Origin of the sequence: Arthrobacter sp. EPSL27 (assembly GCF_001512305.1) — a bacterium.
Classification (GTDB): domain Bacteria; phylum Actinomycetota; class Actinomycetes; order Actinomycetales; family Micrococcaceae; genus Arthrobacter.
Window position 1 is genome coordinate 535,369 of the sequence record NZ_LNUT01000004.1, and the last position, 20,147, is coordinate 555,515.

A 20,147-nucleotide genomic window follows, 5' to 3' on the forward strand; every position below is an offset into this window, starting at 1 on the left:
CAAGACTCCGGACACTTCGAGATTGGTCAGAGTTTTGAAACTTGAACTCAAGGGGATCACCAAACGCTTCGGCTCCCTGGTAGCCAACGACCACATTGACGTGGTGGTTGAACCCGGGCAGATTCACTGTCTGCTCGGTGAGAACGGCGCGGGCAAGTCCACGCTGATGAACGTCCTCTACGGACTGTACGAACCCACCGAGGGCCAGATCCTCATCGACGACAAGCCCGTCACCTTCCGCGGCCCTGGCGACGCCATGGCCGCAGGCATCGGCATGGTGCACCAGCACTTCATGCTGGTCCCGGTCTTCACGGTCGCCGAAAACGTGGCCCTGGGTGCCGAGACCACCAAGGCCGGCGGCTTCCTGAACCTGGACGACACGCGCCGGAAGATCAAGGAGATCTCGGACCGCTACGGCTTCGACGTCGACCCCGACGCGCTGATCGAGGACCTCCCGGTCGGCGTGCAGCAGCGCGTTGAAATCATCAAGGCCCTGGTCCGCGACGCCAAGGTGCTCATCCTCGACGAGCCCACCGCCGTACTTACCCCGCAGGACACCGACGAGCTGCTGGACATCCTGCGCCAGCTCAAGAGCCACGGCACCTCGATCGTCTTCATCTCGCACAAGCTCCGCGAGGTCAAAGCCGTCTCCGACACCATCACGGTGATCCGGCGCGGCAAAGTGGTGGGCACCGCCGACCCCGGCGCCTCCACCACCGACCTGGCCTCGCTGATGGTGGGCCGGGCCGTGAACCTGACCCTCGACAAGGCACCGGCCAAGCCGCAGGAAACCACGTTCCAGGTCAAGGACCTCACGGTCATCGCCCCCAGCGGCCAGCACGTGGTGGACGGCATCAGCTTCGACATCGCCCGCGGCGAGATCCTCGCCGTCGCCGGTGTCCAGGGCAACGGGCAGACCGAACTGACCGAGGCGATCCTCGGCCTGCAGGAACGCGCCCACGGCTCCATCCTGCTCGACGGCGAGGAACTCCTCGGCCGCAGCGTCAAGGACGTCCTCAACGCTGGCGTCGGCTTCGTGCCGGAAGACCGCTCGGTGGACGGCCTGATCGGCACGTTCTCGATCGCCGAGAACCTGATCCTGGACCGCTACGACAAGGCCCCGTTCGCCAAGGGCATCAGCATGAGCCCGGCCAAGGTCCTGGAGAACGCCAAGACCCGGATCGACGAGTTCGATGTCCGGACCCCGTCCGGTTCCCTTGCCGCCGGCACACTGTCCGGCGGCAACCAGCAGAAGGTGGTCATGGCCCGGGAGCTGTCCCGGCCGCTGCGCCTCTTCATCGCTTCCCAGCCCACCCGCGGCGTGGACGTGGGCTCCATCGAGTTCCTGCACAAGCGCATCGTGGCCGAGCGCGACCACGGCACGCCCGTCATGATCGTCTCGACCGAACTGGACGAGGTGATCGAGCTCGCCGACCGGATCGCCGTGCTGTACAAGGGCAAACTGGTCGGGATCGTGCCGGCCGGCACCGGACGCGACGTCCTCGGCCTGATGATGGCAGGCCTGTCCCCGCAGGATGCCCTCGCCGACGCGGCGAGCCGGCAGCAGGCCGGCGGCCCCGTAGTCCAGCACACGGGCCAGCCCGCAGACCAGCACGCGGGCCAGCCCGCCGAGAGAACAGCAGCAGACCCGGCGCCCGCCGCCCAGCCCGTGCAGGAGCCCCGCTCCGGCGCCGTAGGAGACGACCATGAGTGAGAACAACGAGCCGAAACGCCCGGCTGACCCGGATCCGGACAAGATTCGAGCCACCCAGACCCCGGCAGGGGAAACGGAGCCCCTGGAGGACGACGCCGAGTTCGTCACCTCGCTGGACACCGCCGGCGGCGCCATGCGGCCGTCCGCCGTCCCGGTCTCCGCCCAGAGCGGGACCCTCCCCGGCGAGGAACGGCCGGACTCCGTGCTGCGCCAGATCTTCACCGGCAACGGCATCGTGACCATCCTGGCCGTCCTCCTCGCCCTGATCCTGGGCGGGCTGCTCATCGCCAGCACGGACAAAGTGGTCGCCGCCACGTCGACGTACTTCTTCGCCCGGCCCGCCGACTTCTTCGCGGCCGTCTGGTCCGCCGCCACCAGCTCCTACGTGGCGCTCTTCCAGGGCGCCGTCTTCAACCCGCGCGCCAACGCCGTCTCCGGACAGTTCGCGCCGCTGATGGAGACCCTCACCATCGCCACCCCGCTGATCACGGCCGGCCTCGGCGTGGCCCTGGCCTTCCGGGCCGGCCTGTTCAACATCGGCGCACAGGGCCAGATCATCATGTCCGGCATCCTGGCCGCCTGGGTGGGCTTCGCGCTGCACCTGCCGGTGGGGCTGCACCTGCTGCTGGTCCTGGTCGCCGGCGTGATCGGCGGTGCCGTCTGGGGCGGACTGGTCGGTGTGCTCAAGGCACGAACCGGAGCGCATGAGGTCATTGTGACCATCATGTTCAACTACATCGCGCTGTACTTCCTGCGCTACCTGCTGGACACGGATCTGTTCCAGCGGCCGGGGGAGACCACACCGATCTCCCCGATCCTGGACCCGTCCGCGCTGTACCCGCAGATCTTCGGCAGCCAGTACCGGCTGCACCTTGGCTTCCTGCTGGCCATCGCGGCCACCCTGTTCGTCTCGTGGCTGCTGAACCGCTCCACGATCGGCTTTGAGTTCCGCGCCGTCGGCGCCAACCCCAAGGCCGCGCTGACCGCCGGCATCAACGTCCCCCGCGCCACCATCCTCGTGATGACCATGGCCGGCGGCCTGGCCGGGCTGGCCGGTGTCGCACAGGTGGCAGGCACCGAGAAGGTCCTGACCGACGGCGTCGCCGCAACGTACGGCTTTGACGCCATCACCGTGGCGCTGCTGGGACGCTCGACGCCGTGGGGCACGTTCGCTGCCGGCATCCTGTTCGGCGCCTTCCGGGCCGGGGCGGTCCAGATGCAGATCCAGACCGGAACGCCCATCGACATCGTGCTGGTGGTCCAGTCCCTCATTGTGCTGTTTATCGCGGCGCCGCCGCTGGTCCGGGCGATCTTCGGACTCAACCCGCGCAAGAAGAAAGCCGCACCCGCCGGCAAGTCCCCCAAGGCAGCAACCACCGGAGGTGCAGCATGAGCACAACAGCAACAGCGCCCGTTCCGGGCGGCCCGCAGGGAAAGCCAGAAAAGGCAAAGGAACCCGCGCAGGGAATGTCCGCCAAGCCCGTGACCTGGAAGCTGCCGGTGACTCTCGCCGTGCTGGCCGTCGTTGCCTTCATCTTCTTCGGCCTGCTGGGCCCCCAGTCGACCGCCAAGTTCGGTGTGTCCTCCGGCGGCGACTTCTTCCAGCTGCCGGCCATCGAAGTTCCGGCCTTCCTGTCCGGGATTGTCCTCTCCCTGGTCCTGCTGGGCCTGGCCGGCTACGCCCTGGTCCTGAAGGTCAAGCAGAACCGGCGGCCGCCCCGCTGGCTGCCGGTCGTGTTCACCGTGGTCTTTGTGGTCGCGTTCCTGATCTGGGTGGTCGGCGGCGCCAGGACGCCCAGCATTTCGCTGGCCGGCCTGATCGCCGGGTCCGTGACCCTGGCCGTGCCCATCGTGTTCGGTTCCCTCTCCGGTGTCCTCTGCGAACGGGCCGGCGTGGTGAACATCGCCATCGAAGGCCAGCTCCTCGGCGGTGCCTTCACGGCCGCGATCGTCGCCAGCGTGACGGACAACCCGTACCTCGGCCTGCTCGCGGCCGCCGTGGCCGGCGCCCTGGTGTCGATGGTGCTGGCCGTGTTCAGCATCAAGTACGTGGTCAACCAGATCATCGTCGGCGTGGTGCTCAACGTCCTCGTCTCGGGCCTCACGGGCTTCCTGTTCAGCACCGTCATGCAGGCCAACAAGGAAATGTTCAACTCGCCCGGCCGGCTGCCGATCATCGAGATCCCCGTCCTGTCCAGCATCCCGGTCCTCGGCCCCATCCTCTTCAAGCAGTCCGTGGTGGGCTACCTGATGTACGTGGCCGTGATCGTTGTGTGGATCGGCCTGTTCAAGACCAAGTGGGGCCTCCGGGTCCGTTCCGTGGGTGAGCACCCGCAGGCTGCCGACACCCTCGGCATCAAGGTCAACGCCACCCGCTTCTGGAACGTCACCCTCGGCGGCGCGGTGGCCGGCATCGGCGGATCGTTCTTCACCCTCGTGGCGATTGACAGCTTCACCAAGGAGATCTCGGGCGGGCGCGGCTTCATCGCCCTCGCCGCGATGATCCTGGGCCGCTGGAACCCGATCGGGGCCTTCTTCGCGGCGCTGCTGTTCGGCTTCGCGGACAACCTGCAAAGCATCGTGACGATCATCGGCACCCCGGTGCCGAGCCAGTTCATGGCGATGCTGCCGTACCTCGTGACCGTGTTTGCCGTGGCCGGCCTGGTGGGCCGTTCGCGGGGTCCGGCCGCGAGCGGCATACCCTACGTGAAGGGTTGACGGCGGTGGAAGGGAACAACGTCGACTGGGCGGCCCTCGAGGCCGCTGCCGTCGCCGCCATGAAAAACGCCTACGCGCCGTACTCGAAGTTCGCGGTGGGGGCGGCTGCCCTCACCGCGGACGGCCGGACGGTGAGCGGCTGCAACGTCGAAAATGCCAGCTACGGGCTGACCCTCTGCGCCGAGTGCGCCCTGGTTGGCAACCTGCAGATGACCGGCGGCGGCCTGCTCCGCGCCTTCTACTGCGTGGATGCCGCCGGCAATGTCCTCATGCCCTGCGGACGGTGCCGGCAGCTGCTCTACGAATTCCGGGCTCCCGACATGGAGCTTATGACCACTCAGGGAATCAAGACCATGGACCAGGTCCTTCCCGATGCCTTTGGCCCCCAACACCTGGAGGAAACCCGGTGACATCAACCCCGAACCCAAGCGCCGACAACGCCAACGCGTTCGACGCCGTCGACATCATCCGCATCAAGCGGGACAAGGGCGTCCTCAGCCCGGCCCAGATCGACTGGACCATCGACGCCTACACCCGCGGTGCGATCGCGGACGAGCAGATGGCCGCCCTGAACATGGCCATCCTGCTCAACGGCATGGACCGCTCCGAGATCTCCCGCTGGACGGCGGCGATGATCGCCTCCGGCGAGCGGATGGACTTCTCCAGCCTGCGCCGGCCCGACGGCAGCGCCAAGCCGACGTCGGACAAGCACTCCACCGGCGGTGTGGGGGACAAGATCACCCTGCCGCTGGCACCGCTGGTGGCCGTGTTCGGCGTGGCCGTGCCCCAGCTGTCCGGCCGCGGCCTCGGCCACACCGGCGGCACCCTGGACAAGCTCGAGGCGATCCCGGGCTGGCGCGCCGCGCTCAGCAACGAGGAGATGCTGGCCCAGCTCCAAGACGTGGGCGCCGTGATCTGCGCCGCCGGTGCCGGGCTGGCCCCGGCCGACAAGAAGCTCTACGCGCTGCGCGACGTCACCGGCACGGTGGAAGCCATTCCGCTGATCGCCTCCTCGATCATGAGCAAGAAGATCGCCGAGGGCACCGGCTCGCTGGTCCTCGACGTCAAGGTGGGCAGCGGCGCGTTCATGAAGGACGAGGCCCGGGCCCGGGAGCTGGCCGAAACCATGGTGGCCCTGGGCAAGGATGCCGGGGTCAATACGGTGGCGCTGCTGACCAACATGAACACACCCCTGGGCCTGACGGCGGGCAACGCCATCGAGGTCGAGGAGTCTGTCGAGGTCCTTGCCGGCGGCGGTCCGGAAGACGTCGTCGAACTCACGGTCCGGCTGGCGGAGGAAATGCTGGCCTGCGCCGGCGTGCACGACGCCGATCCGCGCGCCGCGCTGCGTGACGGCCGGGCCATGGACGTCTGGAACCGAATGATCGAGGCGCAGGGCGGCGACCCGCGCGCCAAGCTTCCGGTCGCCAAGGAATCCGAGGTCATTTACGCACCGGCCGACGGCGTGCTGGTGGAGCTCGACGCGATGGCCGTCGGCGTCGCCGCCTGGCGCCTCGGCGCCGGACGCGCCCGCAAGGAGGACCAGGTCCAGGCAGGCGCCGGGGTGCGGATGCACGCCAAACCGGGCGCCGTGGTCAAGGCCGGCGAGCCGCTCATGACCCTCCTGACGGACACCCCGGAGAAGTTCGGGCGGGCCAGGGACGCACTGGCGCACGCCGTGGTGATTGCCCCCGAGGGGTCCCGGCCGGCGCAGCAGCTCATCATCGACCGCATCGCCTGAAAATCCGGCTGCCCTGCCCTGCCCCCCTTGCGGCGCCCCGGTCCGGGGCTGACCGCCGCAGGGGGCAGGGCAGGCTGCCGGTACACTGGCACCACAGCTGTCCACCCGTTGTTTGGTAGGAAACCGTGCAGGCAATCAACGACTTCATCCTGGCCGCAGCAGGCCAGCCCTGGGTGCTGTTCCTGGTGTTCGCATGCTGCGTGATTGACGGTTTCTTCCCGCCCATTCCCAGCGAATCCGTGGTGGTGGGGCTCGCAGCCGTGGCCTCCACCGCCGATGTTCCCAACCCCGCACTCCTGGCCGCCACGGCCGCCGCCGGGGCGTTCCTCGGCGACAACATCGCCTACCTGCTCGGACGCCGCACCGGAACGCGGCGCTGGGCGTGGATGCGGGGGCCCAGGATGCAGCGGGCCTTCCGGTGGGCGGGCGCGGAACTGCGGAAACGGCCCGCCTCCCTGATCCTCGTGGCGCGGTTCGTGCCGATCGGCCGGGTGGCGGTCAACCTGACGGCCGGCGCCACGCACTTCCCGCAGCCACGCTTCGTTGGGCTGACGGTCCTCTCCGCACTGCTCTGGGCTGCCTATTCCGTCGCGATCGGCCTCTTCTTCGGGCAATGGTTTGAAGAGAACCACCTGCTCGGGGTGGTCGTCGCCGTCATCTGCGCGATCGGCCTGGGCATCGTGGTGGACCTCGTCATCAGCCGGCTGCGCGGCAGGATGCCCGACGACGTCGAGGAGCGGGTCCCGCCGGCCGAGCCGTAGAATTCCGCGGCACGGGAAGTCAGCAGATTTATCCGGCCGGAACGTAGCGGATCCCGGTCCGCCGTGGGACACTGAAGAGCGCTTTTCGTCACTTTCCTAGGAGCAACGCCCGCGTGGAATTCATCAATGAGGCTATCCTCCATGCCGCGGGCCAATGGTGGATTTACCCGATTCTGACGCTCTTCTGCTTCATCGACGGATTTGTTCCGATCCTGCCGAGTGAAACCCTGATCGTCGCCCTGGGTGCCCTTTCCGTCACCTCCGGCCAGCCGAACATGTGGTGGGTGATGGCCGCAGCCGCCCTAGGCGCCGTCGCCGGCGACAACATGGCCTACCTGCTGGGCCGGCATATCGGCGTCGAACGCTTCCGCTGGATGCGCCGACCCAAGGTCCAGCGCGCGCTGAACTGGGCCCGGTACGAACTCGACAAGCGCGGCGCCATGCTCATCTTCACGGCCCGCTACATCCCCGTGGGCCGCGTGGCCGTCAACTGGATCGCCGGCACCACCGCCTACCCGCACCGTCGCTTCATCGTCCTCGACCTGTTCGCCTCCATCACGTGGGTGGCTTACTCCGCCGGCGTCGGCATTGTCGCCGGCAACTGGGTCCACGAGCACCCGCTGCTGGGGGTGGGCATCGCGATTGCCTTCGCCATTGTGCTGGGCATCGTGATCGACCACCTGCTGACCTGGCTGCACCGCTGGCGCGACACCCGCGGTGCTGCCGCAGCCGCCAGTCGTGCCGCGAGCCTCGCCGCCGACGCCAAGGCAGCGCACGCCAAAGCAGCGCAGGCTGAGACACCGCAGTCTGGGACAGCGCAGCCTGAAACATCGCAGTCCTCTGCGCAGCAGCCCACAACGACGCTGGCCAAGACGCAGCACACCACGGTGGCGCGTCCCGCCGCCCCGGCGCCCCTGGCGTCACCGGCCGACGTCGAAGCCTGAAACCGCACCCGGCCTCCGGCTGGTGTTGCCCGGCGTCCGACCCTAAGGTTGGAACGTGACTGAGATAATTCTTGACGCTGCCCCTGACCTCGACTTCGACCTGAAGGGCCTCCCCAAGGTTTCCCTTCACGACCACCTGGACGGCGGACTCCGTCCGGCCACCATCATTGAACTGGCAGAGGCCGTCGGGCACGAGCTGCCCTCCACGGATCCCGTGGCCCTGGGGGAGTGGTTCCGCGAATCCGCCGACTCCGGCTCGCTGGTCCGCTACCTCGAGACCTTCGATCACACCGTGGCCGTGATGCAGACGAAGGAAGGCCTCTTCCGCGTCGCCAAGGAATTCGTCGAAGACCTCGCTGACGACGGCGTTGTCTACGGCGAGGTGCGCTGGGCACCCGAACAGCACCTTGCGAAGGGACTGACCCTGGACGAGGTCGTCGAGGCCGTGCAGGCGGGGCTGGATGCCGGCGTCGACGCCGTCGCCGAGTCCGGCCGCGACATTCAGGTCGGCCAGCTGATCACCGCCATGCGCCACGCAGACCGCGGCCAGGAGATCGCCGAGCTGGCGGTCCGCCACCGCAACAACGGCGCCGTCGGCTTCGACATCGCCGGCGCGGAGGACGGGTTCCTGCCGTCACGGTTCAAGGACGCCTTCACCTACCTCGCGCAGCACAACTTCCCGGCCACGGTCCACGCCGGTGAAGCCGCGGGACTCGATAGCATCCAGTCCGCCCTGGTGGACGGCCGGGCCCTACGCCTGGGCCACGGCGTCCGCATCGCCGAAGACGTCACCGTCGAATTCGAAGAAGACGAGGACGCCGAGAGCGACGAGTTCGGCGACAACATCGGCATGGTCACCCTCGGCGAGCTGGCCAGCTGGGTCCGCGACCGCGGGATCGCCCTGGAGATCTGCCCGTCGTCGAACCTGCAGACCGGCGCCATCGCCGGGTTCGGCGAAGGCATCGAAAGCCACCCGCTGGACATGCTCTACCAGCTGGGCTTCAACGTCACCATCAACACGGACAACCGGCTGATGAGCGGCGTGACCCTCACCGACGAGTTCGAACTGCTGGTCGAAACGTTCGACTACGACCTCGACGACCTGCTGGAGCTCACGCTGAACGCCGCCGAGGCTGCCTTCCTGCCGCTTGAGGAGAAGGAAGCCCTCGTCGAATACATCAACGAGGCCTACGCCGACCTTGGCTAAGACGGACCCCACCGCGGTGGGCGCGCTGGCCGGTAAGATAGCCGACCTGCGCGCCCACTGCCCCTGGATGGGCGCCCTCACCCATGAATCCCTCGTGGAGTACCTCCTCGAGGAGGCCTACGAGGTGGCGGAAACCATCGAGACGGACGGCAGCGACGCGGAGCTTAAGGCCGAACTCGGCGACGTCCTGCTCCAGGTGGTCCTCCACGCCCGCCTCGCCGAGGAGCGCAACGCCTTCACCCTCGACGACGTCGCCCGCGGACTCCACGCCAAAATGGTGCGCCGCAACCCGCACGTGTTCCGTCCCGACGGAACACTGCAGGAGTCCTTCCCGGCGACCGTGGAGGACGTCGTCCGGACGTATGACGCCGTCAAACGCTCGGAGCAGGTGCTGCACTCCAGCGCTGAAACATCCCGGCACGCCGCGCTCGGCGGGGTCCCCGCCGCCCTTCCCGCGCTGGCCCGGGCGCAGAAACTGCTGGACCGCGCCGAACGGGCGGGCCTCCCGGTGGCTGCGCAGCCGGTGGAGGTTCCGGCGACGGAAGCTGAGCTCGGCGACCTGCTCTTCGCCATGGCAGCCGCCGCCCGCGACCGGGGGCTGGACGCCGAACGCGCCCTGCGCGGCGCCAACCGCCGCTTCCAGTCCGGCCCCGCCCCGGCCCCGGCGGGTGAACCGTCCGAGTGATCCGCCACAAATGACGTCCGGGGACTGGATAGGTTTCTGTAACTTATCCCACTCTCGACTAGGCTGGGTACCGACGAGGACGTCGGTCATTCAGCTTGATTCCCAGCTTGATTTCCCATCAGATTCCCAGCAGACCGCTTCACCAAAGGAGCTAATCCATGGCGCTTATCGATGCCATCCACGCCCGCGAGATCCTCGATTCCCGGGGCAACCCCACCGTAGAAGTTGAAGTCCTGCTCTCGGACGGCCAGATCGGCCGCGCGGCAGTACCCTCCGGCGCCTCCACCGGCGAGCACGAGGCCGTTGAACTGCGCGACGGCGACAAGGGCCGCTACCTCGGCAAGGGCGTGCAGAAGGCCGTTGACGCCGTCATCGACCAGATCGCCCCGGCCCTCATCGGCTTCGACGCCACGGACCAGCGCAGCATCGACCAGTCGATGATCGACCTGGACGGCACCGCCAACAAGAGCAAGCTCGGCGCCAACGCCATCCTGGGTGTCTCCCTGGCCGTCGCCAACGCAGCCGCGGCTTCCGCGGACCTGCCGCTCTACAAGTACCTGGGCGGCCCGAACGCACACGTCCTGCCCGTCCCGCTGATGAACATCCTCAACGGCGGCTCACACGCCGACTCCGACGTGGACATCCAGGAATTCATGGTTGTCCCGCTGGGCGCCGAGACCTTCTCCGAGGGCCTGCGCTGGGGCGTCGAGGTTTACCACGCCCTCAAGGCCGTGCTCCAGGCCAAGGGCCTCTCCACCGGCCTCGGCGACGAAGGCGGCTTCGCGCCGAACCTCCCGTCCAACCGCGCCGCACTGGACCTGATCCAGGAAGCCATCCGCAACGCCGGCTACACCCCGGGCCAGGACATCGCCCTCGCCCTGGACGTTGCCTCCTCCGAGTTCTACAAGGACGGCGCCTACCACTTCGAAGGCAAGTCCCTCAGCTCCACCGAGATGAGCGCCTACTACGCCGAGCTCGTCGCCGACTACCCGCTGGTGTCCATCGAGGATCCGCTGGATGAAAACGACTGGGAAGGCTGGAAGACGCTCACCGACACCATCGGCGACAAGGTCCAGATCGTGGGTGACGATCTCTTCGTTACCAACCCGGAGCGCCTGCAGACCGGCATCGACTCGAAGACCGCCAACTCGCTCCTGGTCAAGGTCAACCAGATCGGCTCCCTGACGGAGACCCTCGACGCCGTCTCCCTCGCCCAGCGCGCGGGCTACACCACCATCACCTCGCACCGCTCCGGCGAGACCGAGGACACCACCATCGCCGACATCTCCGTCGCGACCAACGCCGGCCAGATCAAGACCGGTGCCCCGGCCCGCTCCGAGCGCGTGGCCAAGTACAACCAGCTGCTGCGCATCGAAGAAGAACTCGATGACGCCGCACGCTACGCCGGCCGGAGCGCTTTCCCGCGTTTCAAGGGCTAGTAACAGCACGAACCGCGAACCGGTGGCTATGGTTGAAAGACCATGGCCACCGGTTCCGTTTTTTGGCACCTGCGGTGCCCGGCCTGGGCCGCGGACAGCAGCACAGATGACAGGAGTGACATGGCCACCCGCCGACCCAAGGTTCCCCGGGCCACGCCTGCGGCCCCGAAGTCTCAGGACGCGGGCGACGGCGGCGACGTCATCCAGGCTGACTTCGGCGCCACACGCGGCGCCCACCCTGGCCCCGCCGGGAAAACCGCCCCGCACCCCGGCCCCGCCGGGAAAACCGCCCCGCACCCCGCCTCGCCCGGACAGCACCCCGGCCACACCGCCCGTGCCGGCTCCGGGCCGGCCAAGTCAGCCGCCGACGGCTCCGGGCCCGGCAAGTCAGCCACCGCCAAGTCAGCCGCTGCCAAGGCCGCTGCCGCGAAATCCGCAGCCGCAGCCTCCGCCGCGGGCCGGGCGGCCGCAGACCGACTGAGCGCCGCTACGCAGAAGCCCGCGGCCCCGGGCACCCCGGGCAAGGCTGCCGCCACCGGCCCGGCTTCCGGCGCTGGAACGGCCGAAGAGCACCCCGTCCCCGCCAAGGCCTTCTCCGGCCGCATGCTGGCGCTGCTGGTGGTCATGATCGCCATCACCATCATGCTGGCGCCCACGGTGAAGATTTACTTCGAAAAACGGGCCGAAATCGCCGCACTCCAGGCCGACATCGCGGCCAAGCAGTCCGAGCAGGACGACCTCCGGCGCCAAGTCTCACGGTGGCAGGATCCGAACTTCGTGAAGCAACAGGCCCGCGACCGCATTAACATGGTTATGCCCGGTGAGACGGGCTACTGGGTTTTCGGCAGCGATCTTCCTGCCGGGTCCACCGGTGGCGCAGCCGGGACAGGATCAGCACAAGACCCGGCCGAGCTGCCGTGGGTGGACTCCCTCTGGGATTCCATCCGGCGTTCGGCAACAGACTAAAGACGCGGTGCCCGCCGCAGGATTGTCAGCCGGACAACCCAGACAGGGCAGGAAGGTGCCGCCCCCGTGGACCAGAACCAGGTGGACCAGAACCAAGCGGACCAGACGCCCAGGTCAGGAAATGGCGGCGCAGGAGGCCCGGCAACACCGGAGGACCCCCGCTCCGCCGCGGAGTCCCGCCGGCCCTCGCCCCGCGACCTGGACGTCCTGAGCCGGCAGCTGGGCCGCCCGGTGCGCGACGTCGTCGAGATCCCCGCCCGATGCGTCTGCGGCAAGCCGCTGGTCGCGGCCACCTCACCGCGGCTGAGCAACGGCACCCCGTTCCCCACCACCTTCTACCTCACCCACCCCGTCATCACCTCGGCAGTGTCGCGGCTCGAGGCCGCGGGCCTGATGAACGAGATGAACGAACGGCTCGGGGGAGACAGCGCCCTCGCCGCGGACTACCGCGCAGCCCACGCGGCGTACTTGGTGTCCCGCGCAGAAATCGGTGCCCGGTCCGGCATCGGAGCCGTCCCCGAAATCGACGGCATCTCCGCCGGCGGGATGCCCACCCGCGTCAAGTGCCTGCACGTGCTGGTGGGCCACTCCCTGGCCGCCGGTCCCGGGGTGAACCCGCTCGGGGACGAAGCCCTCGCCGCAATCAGCGAGTGGTGGACCAAAGACCGGTGCTACTGCGACGGCGCCTGGGACACCGGCGGGGAGGCTCCCTCGCAGGACCTCAGCCGGCACGGACCGCAGGGCCTCCCGGAGATCGTGGGCCGGCCGGCCCCCGTCCGGAAGTCACGCACCGAGGAGCCCGGCGCTGCCGGCGCCAGCGGGGCCGGCCAGTGAGCCGCGTCGCCGCCGTCGACTGCGGCACCAACTCGATCCGCCTGCTCATTGCCGACGTCAACGCTGCCGACGTCAACGCTGCCGATGCGGGCACCGGCGCCCCGGCGCCCCGGCTGGCCGACGTCGTGCGCGAGATGCGCGTGGTCCGGCTGGGCCAGGGCGTGGACGCCACCGGCGAGCTCGCCCAGGAAGCCCTGGACCGGACCTTCGCCGCCACCGCGGACTATGCCGCCGAGATCCGCAGCCACGAGGCCGCCAGTGTGCGTTTCGTCGCGACGTCGGCCACCCGCGACGCCCGCAACCGGCAGGTCTTCGTCGACGGCATCCGCGAGATCCTCGGCGTCGAGCCCGAGGTGGTCACCGGCGATGAAGAGGCCGCACTGTCCTTCGCCGGCGCCAGCAGCGTCCTGCCCTCCCGCGGACAGGATCCCGTCCTCGTGGTGGACCTCGGCGGCGGCAGCACGGAGTTCGTGCTCGGCAACGCCGATGGCGTCATCGCCGCCAAGTCGGTGGACATCGGCTGCGTCCGGATGACCGAACGCCACCTGCAGAGCGATCCGCCCACGGCGGCGCAGATTGAAGCCGCGGAGGCGGACGTCGACGCCGCCATTGATGAAGCGGCGCGGACGGTGCCGCTGGAGCGCAGCGCCGTCGTCGTCGGGGTGGCGGGTTCCATCACCACCATCACGGCCCACGCGCTGGCCCTGCCGGAATACTCCGCGGCGGCCATCCACGGCACGGAACTTTCGCTGGATGCCGTGCGCCAGGCCTGCACCGAACTGCTCGGGATGACCCATGCCGAACGTGCCGCGCTGCCCTACATGCACCCCGGCCGGGTGGACGTGATTGGCGCCGGCGCCCTCGTCTGGCGGCGCGTTCTGGAACGCCTTGCCAGTGCCACGGATGGCAGGGTGACGACGGCCGTGACCAGTGAACACGATATTCTTGACGGAATTGCCCTCAGTATCAGCTAAGCCGCAGGGCGTCAGCTAAGCCGGGGGCATCAGTTAGGCCGCAGGGGTTCAGCCGGGCCGCAGTGAACCAGCCAGGCGACTGGCAGCAGAGCGACCGCACGGCCACCAGCAACCCCGCCGATAGGACCCGAATGACCAGAGCAACAGACCGGCGCCGCCGGACCGCCTCCGCGTTGATGGCCTTGGCCCTGGCGGGCGGCACCGCCGCCACCACCCTCGCGGCAGCACCCGCCGCGCACGCCGACGAATGGCGGGACAAGCAGTACTGGCTGGACGAATCCGGCATCACCAAGGCCTGGGAGGTGTCCAAGGGCGCCAACGTCAAGATCGCCGTGATCGACAGCGGCGTGGACGGCAAGCACCAGGACCTCGCCGGTGTCCTGTCCGGCGGCGTCGACGTCTCCGGCGCCGGCAGCCCGGACGGCCAGAAAAGCATCGGCGCGAAGCCTGAGCACGGGACCCTCGTCGCCACCATGCTGGCCGGCCGCGGGCACCAGCCCGCCGACTCGACCGCCAAGCCCAGCCCGAGCGCCGGCCCCACCGTGGGCCCGGACGGCATTGTCGGCGTGGCGCCCGAGGCGCAGCTCCTGTCCGTCTCCACCTGGCTCGGATCGCCAAACCCCGGCGGGAAGAGCGATCAGGACCAGATACCCCAGGCCGTCCGCTGGGCCGTCGACAACGGCGCCGGCGTCATCAACATCTCGCTCGGCAGCACCTCGCCGGAATGGCCGCAGAGCTGGGACGCCGCGTTCCTGTACGCGGAGCAGAAAAACGTTGTCATCGTCGCTGCCGCCGGCAACCGCGGTGGCGGCAACGTCCAGGTGGGGGCCCCGGCCACCATCCCCGGGGTGCTGACCGTCGCCGGCCTGGACCGCAAGGGAAACGCCAGCATCGATTCCTCATCCCAGGGGATCAGCATCGGCGTCGCCGCCCCGGCGGAAAACCTGATCGGGGGGCTGCCTGGCGGCGACTACACGGAGTGGGCCGGCACCTCGGGGGCCACGCCCATCGTCGCCGGCGTGGCAGCACTGATCCGCTCCAAGTGGCCGGACATGACGGCCAACCAGGTCATCAACCGAATCGTCAGCACGGCCAAGGACGCCGGCGCGCCGGGACGGGACCCGCTGTACGGCTTCGGGATCCTCGACGCCGAGGCTGCGCTCAAGGACGACGTGCCGGAAACCCGCCTGAACCCGCTCGGCTCGATTTCCGACTGGATCCGGGTCCACCGCCGCGGCAACCTGGCCACCACGCCGGCCGCCGCCGCGGCGCCGCCCACCAGTGCGGCGCCCACCCTCCCGGAAGCCACCGTGCCGGTCGCGGAGGCCCCGTCCGGGCTGGACAGTGCCGTGCCCGCCATGGTGGTGCTCGGCTTCGGCGGACTGTTCCTGTGCATCGTGGGAGCCGCCGTGTTCCAGATCAGGCGGGCCGTGCGCGCCGCCCCCGCCGCGGGCCCCGACGGCGCAGGCAGCCCGGGTACCGGGGTCCTGGATCCGGTGGATTCCGGCGGCAAACCGTAGTTAGTGAAGTTTTTCACAAACTACGGTATTCTTGAGGGCATGGCATCCTCCCCTCAGCTCCAGGACCGTCCCAGGGTACTCGTCGTCGGCGGCGGGTACGTCGGCCTGTACGTAGCCCTCAAACTGCAGAAGAAGATCGCGAACGCCGGTGGCATCGTCACCGTCGTTGATCCGCTGCCCTACATGACCTACCAGCCCTTCCTCCCCGAAGTTGCCGGCGGCAACATCGAGGCACGCCACGCCGTTGTCTCGCACCGCAAGCACCTCAAGCAGACCGAGCTCATCCAGGGCCGCGTCACCTCGATCGACCACGCCAACCGCACCGCCGTGGTTGCCCCGGCCGACGGCGGAGCCAACTTCGAGGTTCCCTACTTCGACGTCGTCGTGGCCGCAGGTGCGATCACCCGCACGTTCCCGATCAAGGGCCTCGCGGACAAGGGCATCGGCCTCAAGACCATCGAGGAGGCCGTCGCCCTGCGCAACGGCGTGCTCGAGCGGATCGAGACCGGCTCGCTCATGACCGACCCGGTGGAGCGCGCCCGCGCCCTGACCTTCGTCGTCGTCGGCGGCGGTTTTGCCGGCATCGAGTGCATCACCGAAATGGAAGACCTGGCCCGCGCCGCGGTCAAGAACAACCCGCGCGTCAAGCAGGAGGAAGTCCGCTTCGTCCTGGTTGAAGCCATGGGCCGGATCATGCCCGAAGTGACCGAGAGCCAGGCCCAGTGGGTCGTCGAGCACCTCCGCAGCCGCGGCATCGAGGTCCTCCTGAACACCTCGCTGGACAACGCCGAGGGTTCGCTGAAGCTCATCAACCTCCCGGACAAGACCCCGGCGCAGGAATTCGAGTCGGACACCCTCGTCTGGACCGCCGGTGTCCAGGCGAACCCGATGATCCGTTCCACCGACTTCCCGCTGGAGCCGCGCGGACGCGTCCGCGTCCTGCCGGACCTGCGCATCGCGGGCGACGAGGGCATCATTGACAACGCCTGGGCTGCCGGCGACATCGCCGCCGTCCCGGACCTCACGGGCAACGGCCTGCCGGACGGCACCTGCGTCCCCAACGCCCAGCACGCGCTGCGCCAGGCCAAGCGGCTCGCCAAGAACCTGTGGGCATCCCGCTGGGACAAGCCGCTGACCGACTACAAGCACAAGAACCTGGGCGCCGTCGCAGGCTTTGGCGAATGGAAGGGTGTGGCCAACCTCAAGGTTGTTGGCCGGATCGGCCTCAAGGGCCCGCTGGCCTGGCTGGCGCACCGCGGCTACCACGGCCTGGCGATGCCCACGGTGGAGCGCAAGCTCCGCGTGATCTTCGGCTGGATCCTGTCCTTCTTCGTGGGACGCGACACCACCCAGCTGATGGATCTGGACAACCCCCGCGGCGCCTTCGTGGCCGCCGCGACCCCGGCCCCGAAGCCGGCGGCTGCCCCCGCCGCACCGCCCGCCGACGCGTCCGCCGGCAAGCCGGCGGCCGAGGCCGGAAAGCCTGCGAACAAGGAAGCGGTTTCGGCCGAGTCCAAGTAACACTGCAGCAGCCTTCGACGGCGGCCGTTCCCCCTGGGGGAGCGGCCGCCGTCGCTGTTAACCGGCGGTACCGCGCCGGTGGCGGGACGGCGCCAGCAGCGGGACCGCGCCTAGACTGGCTCCATGACCGCTGAAAAGGACCTCCACACCCTGCTGGCCACCATGCGTCCGGAGCTCCGCGATGGCGAATTCGTCTACGTCCTCTGGCCCGACGGCCGGCCCCTCGCCGGTGGGGTCTCCGCCGCCGTCCGCGAGGCGGAAGGACTGACCGTGGTGCTGCCGCGCGCGGAGGCCGACAGCCTCGGGCTGTCCTACGACTTCGTCGCCGCATGGATCACCCTGCAGGTGCATTCGTCGCTCGAAGCCATCGGCCTGACCGCCGCCGTCAGCGCCGCCCTGACCGGAGCCAAAATCAGCTGCAACGTCCTCGCCGGCTTCCACCACGACCACATCCTCGTGCCCGTCGCCGACGCCGAGCGGGCGCTGGAGGTGCTGCACGAACTGGTTGCCGCCAGCGGGGACCAGCAGCCCGCCCCTGAACTGGTGCTGCGGAGCGAGGAGCCCGCGGACCGCCCCGCCATCCTCGCGCTCACCGCCGCGGCGTTTGCCGTCTCCCCGGTCACGGGGCTGCCCGTGCAGGGTGTCCCGGAAGAGGTGGGCCTCCTTGCGGAACTCTTCGACTGCGAGGACTACCTGCCGCAGTTCAGCATCGTCGCTGAGCAGGGCGGGGAAATCGTGGGTCACGTCATCAGCACCCGGGGCCGGGCGGGGGAGCTGGCGCTCCTAGGCCTCGGCCCGATCGGCGTCGTGCCGCGGCTGCAGCGCCACGGGATCGGCACCGCCCTGATGAGGGAAACGATTGCCCGGGCCAACGCAGCGGGGGAGCGCGGCATTGCCCTGCTGGGCGACCCGGAGTACTACTCGCGGTTTGGCTTCGTGGCGGCGTCCTCGCTCGGCGTGGAGGCCCCCGATCCGGCCTGGGGTGCGCACTTCCAGCTGCTGCCGCTGGCCCTGTGGCCCGGCGGTGCGAGCGGGACCTTCCGCTACGCCGGGCCGTTCGGCGTCGCTGAGCCGTACACCGACCCGGCGGCCGGGCGGGATACCATGGACCGGGCGCCCCAGTAGCCCAATTGGCAGAGGCAGCGGACTTAAAATCCGCGTGTTCAGGGTTCGAGTCCCTGCTGGGGCACGTTGGCCGGCAGGCTCCGCTCCAGCCGGCAGATTTCCTCTATGCAACGAGTGTTATAAGGATGTGACCGTAGTCACTTTGGATCGGGCGGAAAGTGCACTAGCTTGAAGTTAAATCAGGAACACCTGATCTTTCGCATCAAAGGCCGTTCGCACCTTTAGATCGAGGAGATTGTAAATGACTTCACTCCCCCAGGCGGCGCCGCGCATTGCTAAGCTCACCGCATTGAGCATCGGCGTCGCCCTTCTGGCCACGGCCTGTGGTGGCTCGTCCACCCCGACGGCGACCGGATCCGGAACCGCTTCCGCCAACGCCGCGGGCATCGCCTGCCCGGCTCCCAGCGCTGGTGCTGGCGCCGGCACCGCTGCCGCGACCAACACCGGGCCGGTTCCCGCATCTAGCACCACCACCGACACCCCGCTGAAGATCGGCTCGCTCCTGCCGACCACCGGTTCGCTGGCCTTCCTCGGCCCGCCCGAAATCGCGGGTGTCAACCTTGGCATCAAGGAAGTCAACGACGCCGGCGGCGTGCTGGGCAAGCCCGTCGAGGTCATCCACCGCGACTCCGGTGACACCAAGACGGACATCGCCACGCAGTCCACCACGGCACTGCTGGGCCAGGGCGTCAGCGCGATCATCGGCGCTGCATCCTCCGGCGTCTCCAAGACCGTGATCAACCAGATCACCGGCGCGGGCGTCATCCAGTTCTCCCCGGCCAACACCTCCCCGGACTTCACCGACTGGGACGACAAGGGCCTCTACTGGCGCACCGCCCCCTCGGACGTCCTCCAGGGCAAGGTCCTCGGCAACTACATGGCCACCTGTGGCGCCCAGACCGTTGGCATGATCGTACTGAACGACGCTTACGGAACCGGCCTCGCAAAGAACGTGAAGTCCGCGTTCGAGGCGGCAGGCGGCAAGGTTGTGGCCGAGGAACTCTTCAACGAAGGCGACTCCCAGTTCAGCAGCCAGGTGGACAAGGTCCTGGCCGCGAAGCCGGACGCCATCGCCCTGATCACCTTCGACCAGGCCAAGAGCATCGTTCCGCTGATGACCGGCAAGGGCGTCAAGCCCACCCAGATGTTCCTCGTGGACGGCAACACGTCCGACTACAGCAAGGACTTCCAGGCCGGCACCCTGAAGGGCGCCCAGGGCACCATCCCGGGCACCTTCGCCAAGGAAGCGTTCCGCACGAAGCTCCTCGCCATCGATCCGGCCCTGAAGGACTTCAGCTACGCAGGCGAGTCCTACGACGCTGTGAACCTGATCGCACTGGCTTCCGAAGCCGCCAAGAGCACCAAGGGCGCCGACATCGCCGCTCAGCTCAAGGCAGTCTCTGAAGTTGGCGAGAAGTGCAGCGACTTCGCCTCCTGCGTCACCCTGCTCCGCGAAGGCAAGGACATCGACTACGAAGGCCAGTCCGGCCCCGTAACGTTCTCCGACGCCGGCGATCCGACGGAAGCCTACATCGGCATCTACGAGTACCAGGATGACAACAGCTACAAGGCATCCAAGGAAGAGTTCGGCAAGCTCTAAGCCCGCCGCTTCCTAGCCACCAAGAGGCCCCCGTCCACCGGACGGGGGCTTTTTGGTGTCTCGGCCCAGCGTTACGCAGGTCAAGGCTTGTAGGCGGCACAGGTAGGCCCGACGGCGGGGTGCGGAAGGTGAGACGAACGCCGAGGGCGCCGAAGGCAGGTGCTTGCGAAAGCGCCGTTGTTGCGTTTGGCCCACGGCGGAAGGGGAAGCCACAGAAGAGGACGACGGAGGCAGGTGCTTGTGAAAGCGCCGTTGTTGCGTGAGGAACGAGCGCAGGCGCCGAGCAAGTGGCTGCCTGCGGCGGCCGGAGGTCGCCCGCCGCCCCGGGGGCCTCCCACATGCCCTGGACACGCAGAAGGGCCGCCACCGGCTGGTGACGGCCCTTCTTGGCTGTGCGG

17 protein-coding genes and 1 tRNA gene are annotated in these 20,147 nt (G+C 68.7%); all 18 read left to right on the forward strand.

What is annotated here, in order from left to right:
* Window positions 1–34: 34 nt before the first annotated feature.
* The 18 genes from AR539_RS07185 (at window position 35) to AR539_RS07270 (ending at window position 19,749) form a co-directional block, all read left to right on the forward strand.
* Window positions 35–1,714 carry an ABC transporter ATP-binding protein gene (locus AR539_RS07185; RefSeq protein ID WP_066434177.1) on the forward strand — a complete coding sequence of 560 codons (1,680 nt, stop codon included), beginning with the start codon at window positions 35–37 and terminating at the stop codon, window positions 1,712–1,714.
* Window positions 1,707–3,107 (forward strand): ABC transporter permease, encoded by a 1,401-nt coding sequence (locus AR539_RS07190; protein ID WP_082699232.1) that lies wholly within the window; start codon window positions 1,707–1,709, stop codon window positions 3,105–3,107. Before AR539_RS07185 ends, AR539_RS07190 begins: the two co-directional genes overlap by 8 nt.
* Window positions 3,104–4,432 (forward strand): ABC transporter permease, encoded by a 1,329-nt coding sequence (locus AR539_RS07195; protein ID WP_066434179.1) that lies wholly within the window; start codon window positions 3,104–3,106, stop codon window positions 4,430–4,432. Before AR539_RS07190 ends, AR539_RS07195 begins: the two co-directional genes overlap by 4 nt.
* A 5-nt stretch (window positions 4,433–4,437) precedes the next feature.
* Window positions 4,438–4,842, forward strand: coding sequence for a cytidine deaminase (locus AR539_RS07200; RefSeq protein WP_082699316.1), 405 nt, complete (start codon window positions 4,438–4,440; stop codon window positions 4,840–4,842).
* Window positions 4,839–6,173 carry a thymidine phosphorylase gene (locus AR539_RS07205; RefSeq protein ID WP_066434181.1) on the forward strand — a complete coding sequence of 445 codons (1,335 nt, stop codon included), beginning with the start codon at window positions 4,839–4,841 and terminating at the stop codon, window positions 6,171–6,173. Before AR539_RS07200 ends, AR539_RS07205 begins: the two co-directional genes overlap by 4 nt.
* A gap of 125 nt (window positions 6,174–6,298) precedes the next feature.
* Entirely contained in the window at window positions 6,299–6,934 is a 636-nt protein-coding gene (locus tag AR539_RS07210; RefSeq protein WP_066434184.1) for a DedA family protein, read from the forward strand.
* A 113-nt stretch (window positions 6,935–7,047) separates the two neighbouring features.
* The gene (locus AR539_RS07215) at window positions 7,048–7,878 is read left to right on the forward strand and encodes a DedA family protein (RefSeq protein WP_066434187.1); all 831 of its coding nucleotides are present in this window, start codon (window positions 7,048–7,050) and stop codon (window positions 7,876–7,878) included.
* A gap of 55 nt (window positions 7,879–7,933) precedes the next feature.
* Window positions 7,934–9,085 carry an adenosine deaminase gene (locus tag AR539_RS07220; protein WP_066434188.1) on the forward strand — a complete coding sequence of 384 codons (1,152 nt, stop codon included), beginning with the start codon at window positions 7,934–7,936 and terminating at the stop codon, window positions 9,083–9,085.
* Between the two features lie 67 nt (window positions 9,086–9,152).
* Entirely contained in the window at window positions 9,153–9,770 is a 618-nt protein-coding gene (locus AR539_RS07225) for a MazG nucleotide pyrophosphohydrolase domain-containing protein (protein ID WP_082699317.1), read from the forward strand.
* Between the two features lie 158 nt (window positions 9,771–9,928).
* Entirely contained in the window at window positions 9,929–11,209 is a 1,281-nt protein-coding gene (gene eno, locus AR539_RS07230; protein WP_066434195.1) for a phosphopyruvate hydratase, read from the forward strand.
* Between the two features lie 120 nt (window positions 11,210–11,329).
* The gene (locus AR539_RS07235; protein ID WP_066434204.1) at window positions 11,330–12,175 is read left to right on the forward strand and encodes an FtsB family cell division protein; all 846 of its coding nucleotides are present in this window, start codon (window positions 11,330–11,332) and stop codon (window positions 12,173–12,175) included.
* Window positions 12,176–12,373: 198 nt separating this feature from the next.
* Window positions 12,374–13,009 (forward strand): DUF501 domain-containing protein, encoded by a 636-nt coding sequence (locus AR539_RS07240; protein WP_157360990.1) that lies wholly within the window; start codon window positions 12,374–12,376, stop codon window positions 13,007–13,009.
* Window positions 13,006–13,983: a Ppx/GppA phosphatase family protein gene (locus tag AR539_RS07245; RefSeq protein WP_066434206.1), complete on the forward strand. Its 978-nt coding sequence runs from the start codon at window positions 13,006–13,008 to the stop codon at window positions 13,981–13,983. The genes AR539_RS07240 and AR539_RS07245 overlap by 4 nt, the downstream gene beginning before the upstream one ends.
* A gap of 131 nt (window positions 13,984–14,114) precedes the next feature.
* Complete coding sequence (locus AR539_RS07250) at window positions 14,115–15,503, forward strand: S8 family serine peptidase (protein WP_066434208.1); 1,389 nt, start codon at window positions 14,115–14,117, stop codon at window positions 15,501–15,503.
* A gap of 39 nt (window positions 15,504–15,542) precedes the next feature.
* On the forward strand, window positions 15,543–17,024 hold the full coding sequence (locus AR539_RS07255) for an NAD(P)/FAD-dependent oxidoreductase (RefSeq protein ID WP_066436256.1): 1,482 nt from the start codon (window positions 15,543–15,545) through the stop codon (window positions 17,022–17,024).
* Window positions 17,025–17,147: 123 nt separating this feature from the next.
* Window positions 17,148–18,149 (forward strand): N-acetyltransferase, encoded by a 1,002-nt coding sequence (locus AR539_RS07260; protein WP_082699233.1) that lies wholly within the window; start codon window positions 17,148–17,150, stop codon window positions 18,147–18,149.
* Window positions 18,140–18,213, forward strand: a tRNA-Leu gene (locus AR539_RS07265). Before AR539_RS07260 ends, AR539_RS07265 begins: the two co-directional genes overlap by 10 nt.
* A 177-nt stretch (window positions 18,214–18,390) precedes the next feature.
* On the forward strand, window positions 18,391–19,749 hold the full coding sequence (locus AR539_RS07270; RefSeq protein ID WP_066434211.1) for an ABC transporter substrate-binding protein: 1,359 nt from the start codon (window positions 18,391–18,393) through the stop codon (window positions 19,747–19,749).
* Window positions 19,750–20,147: the final 398 nt, after the last annotated feature.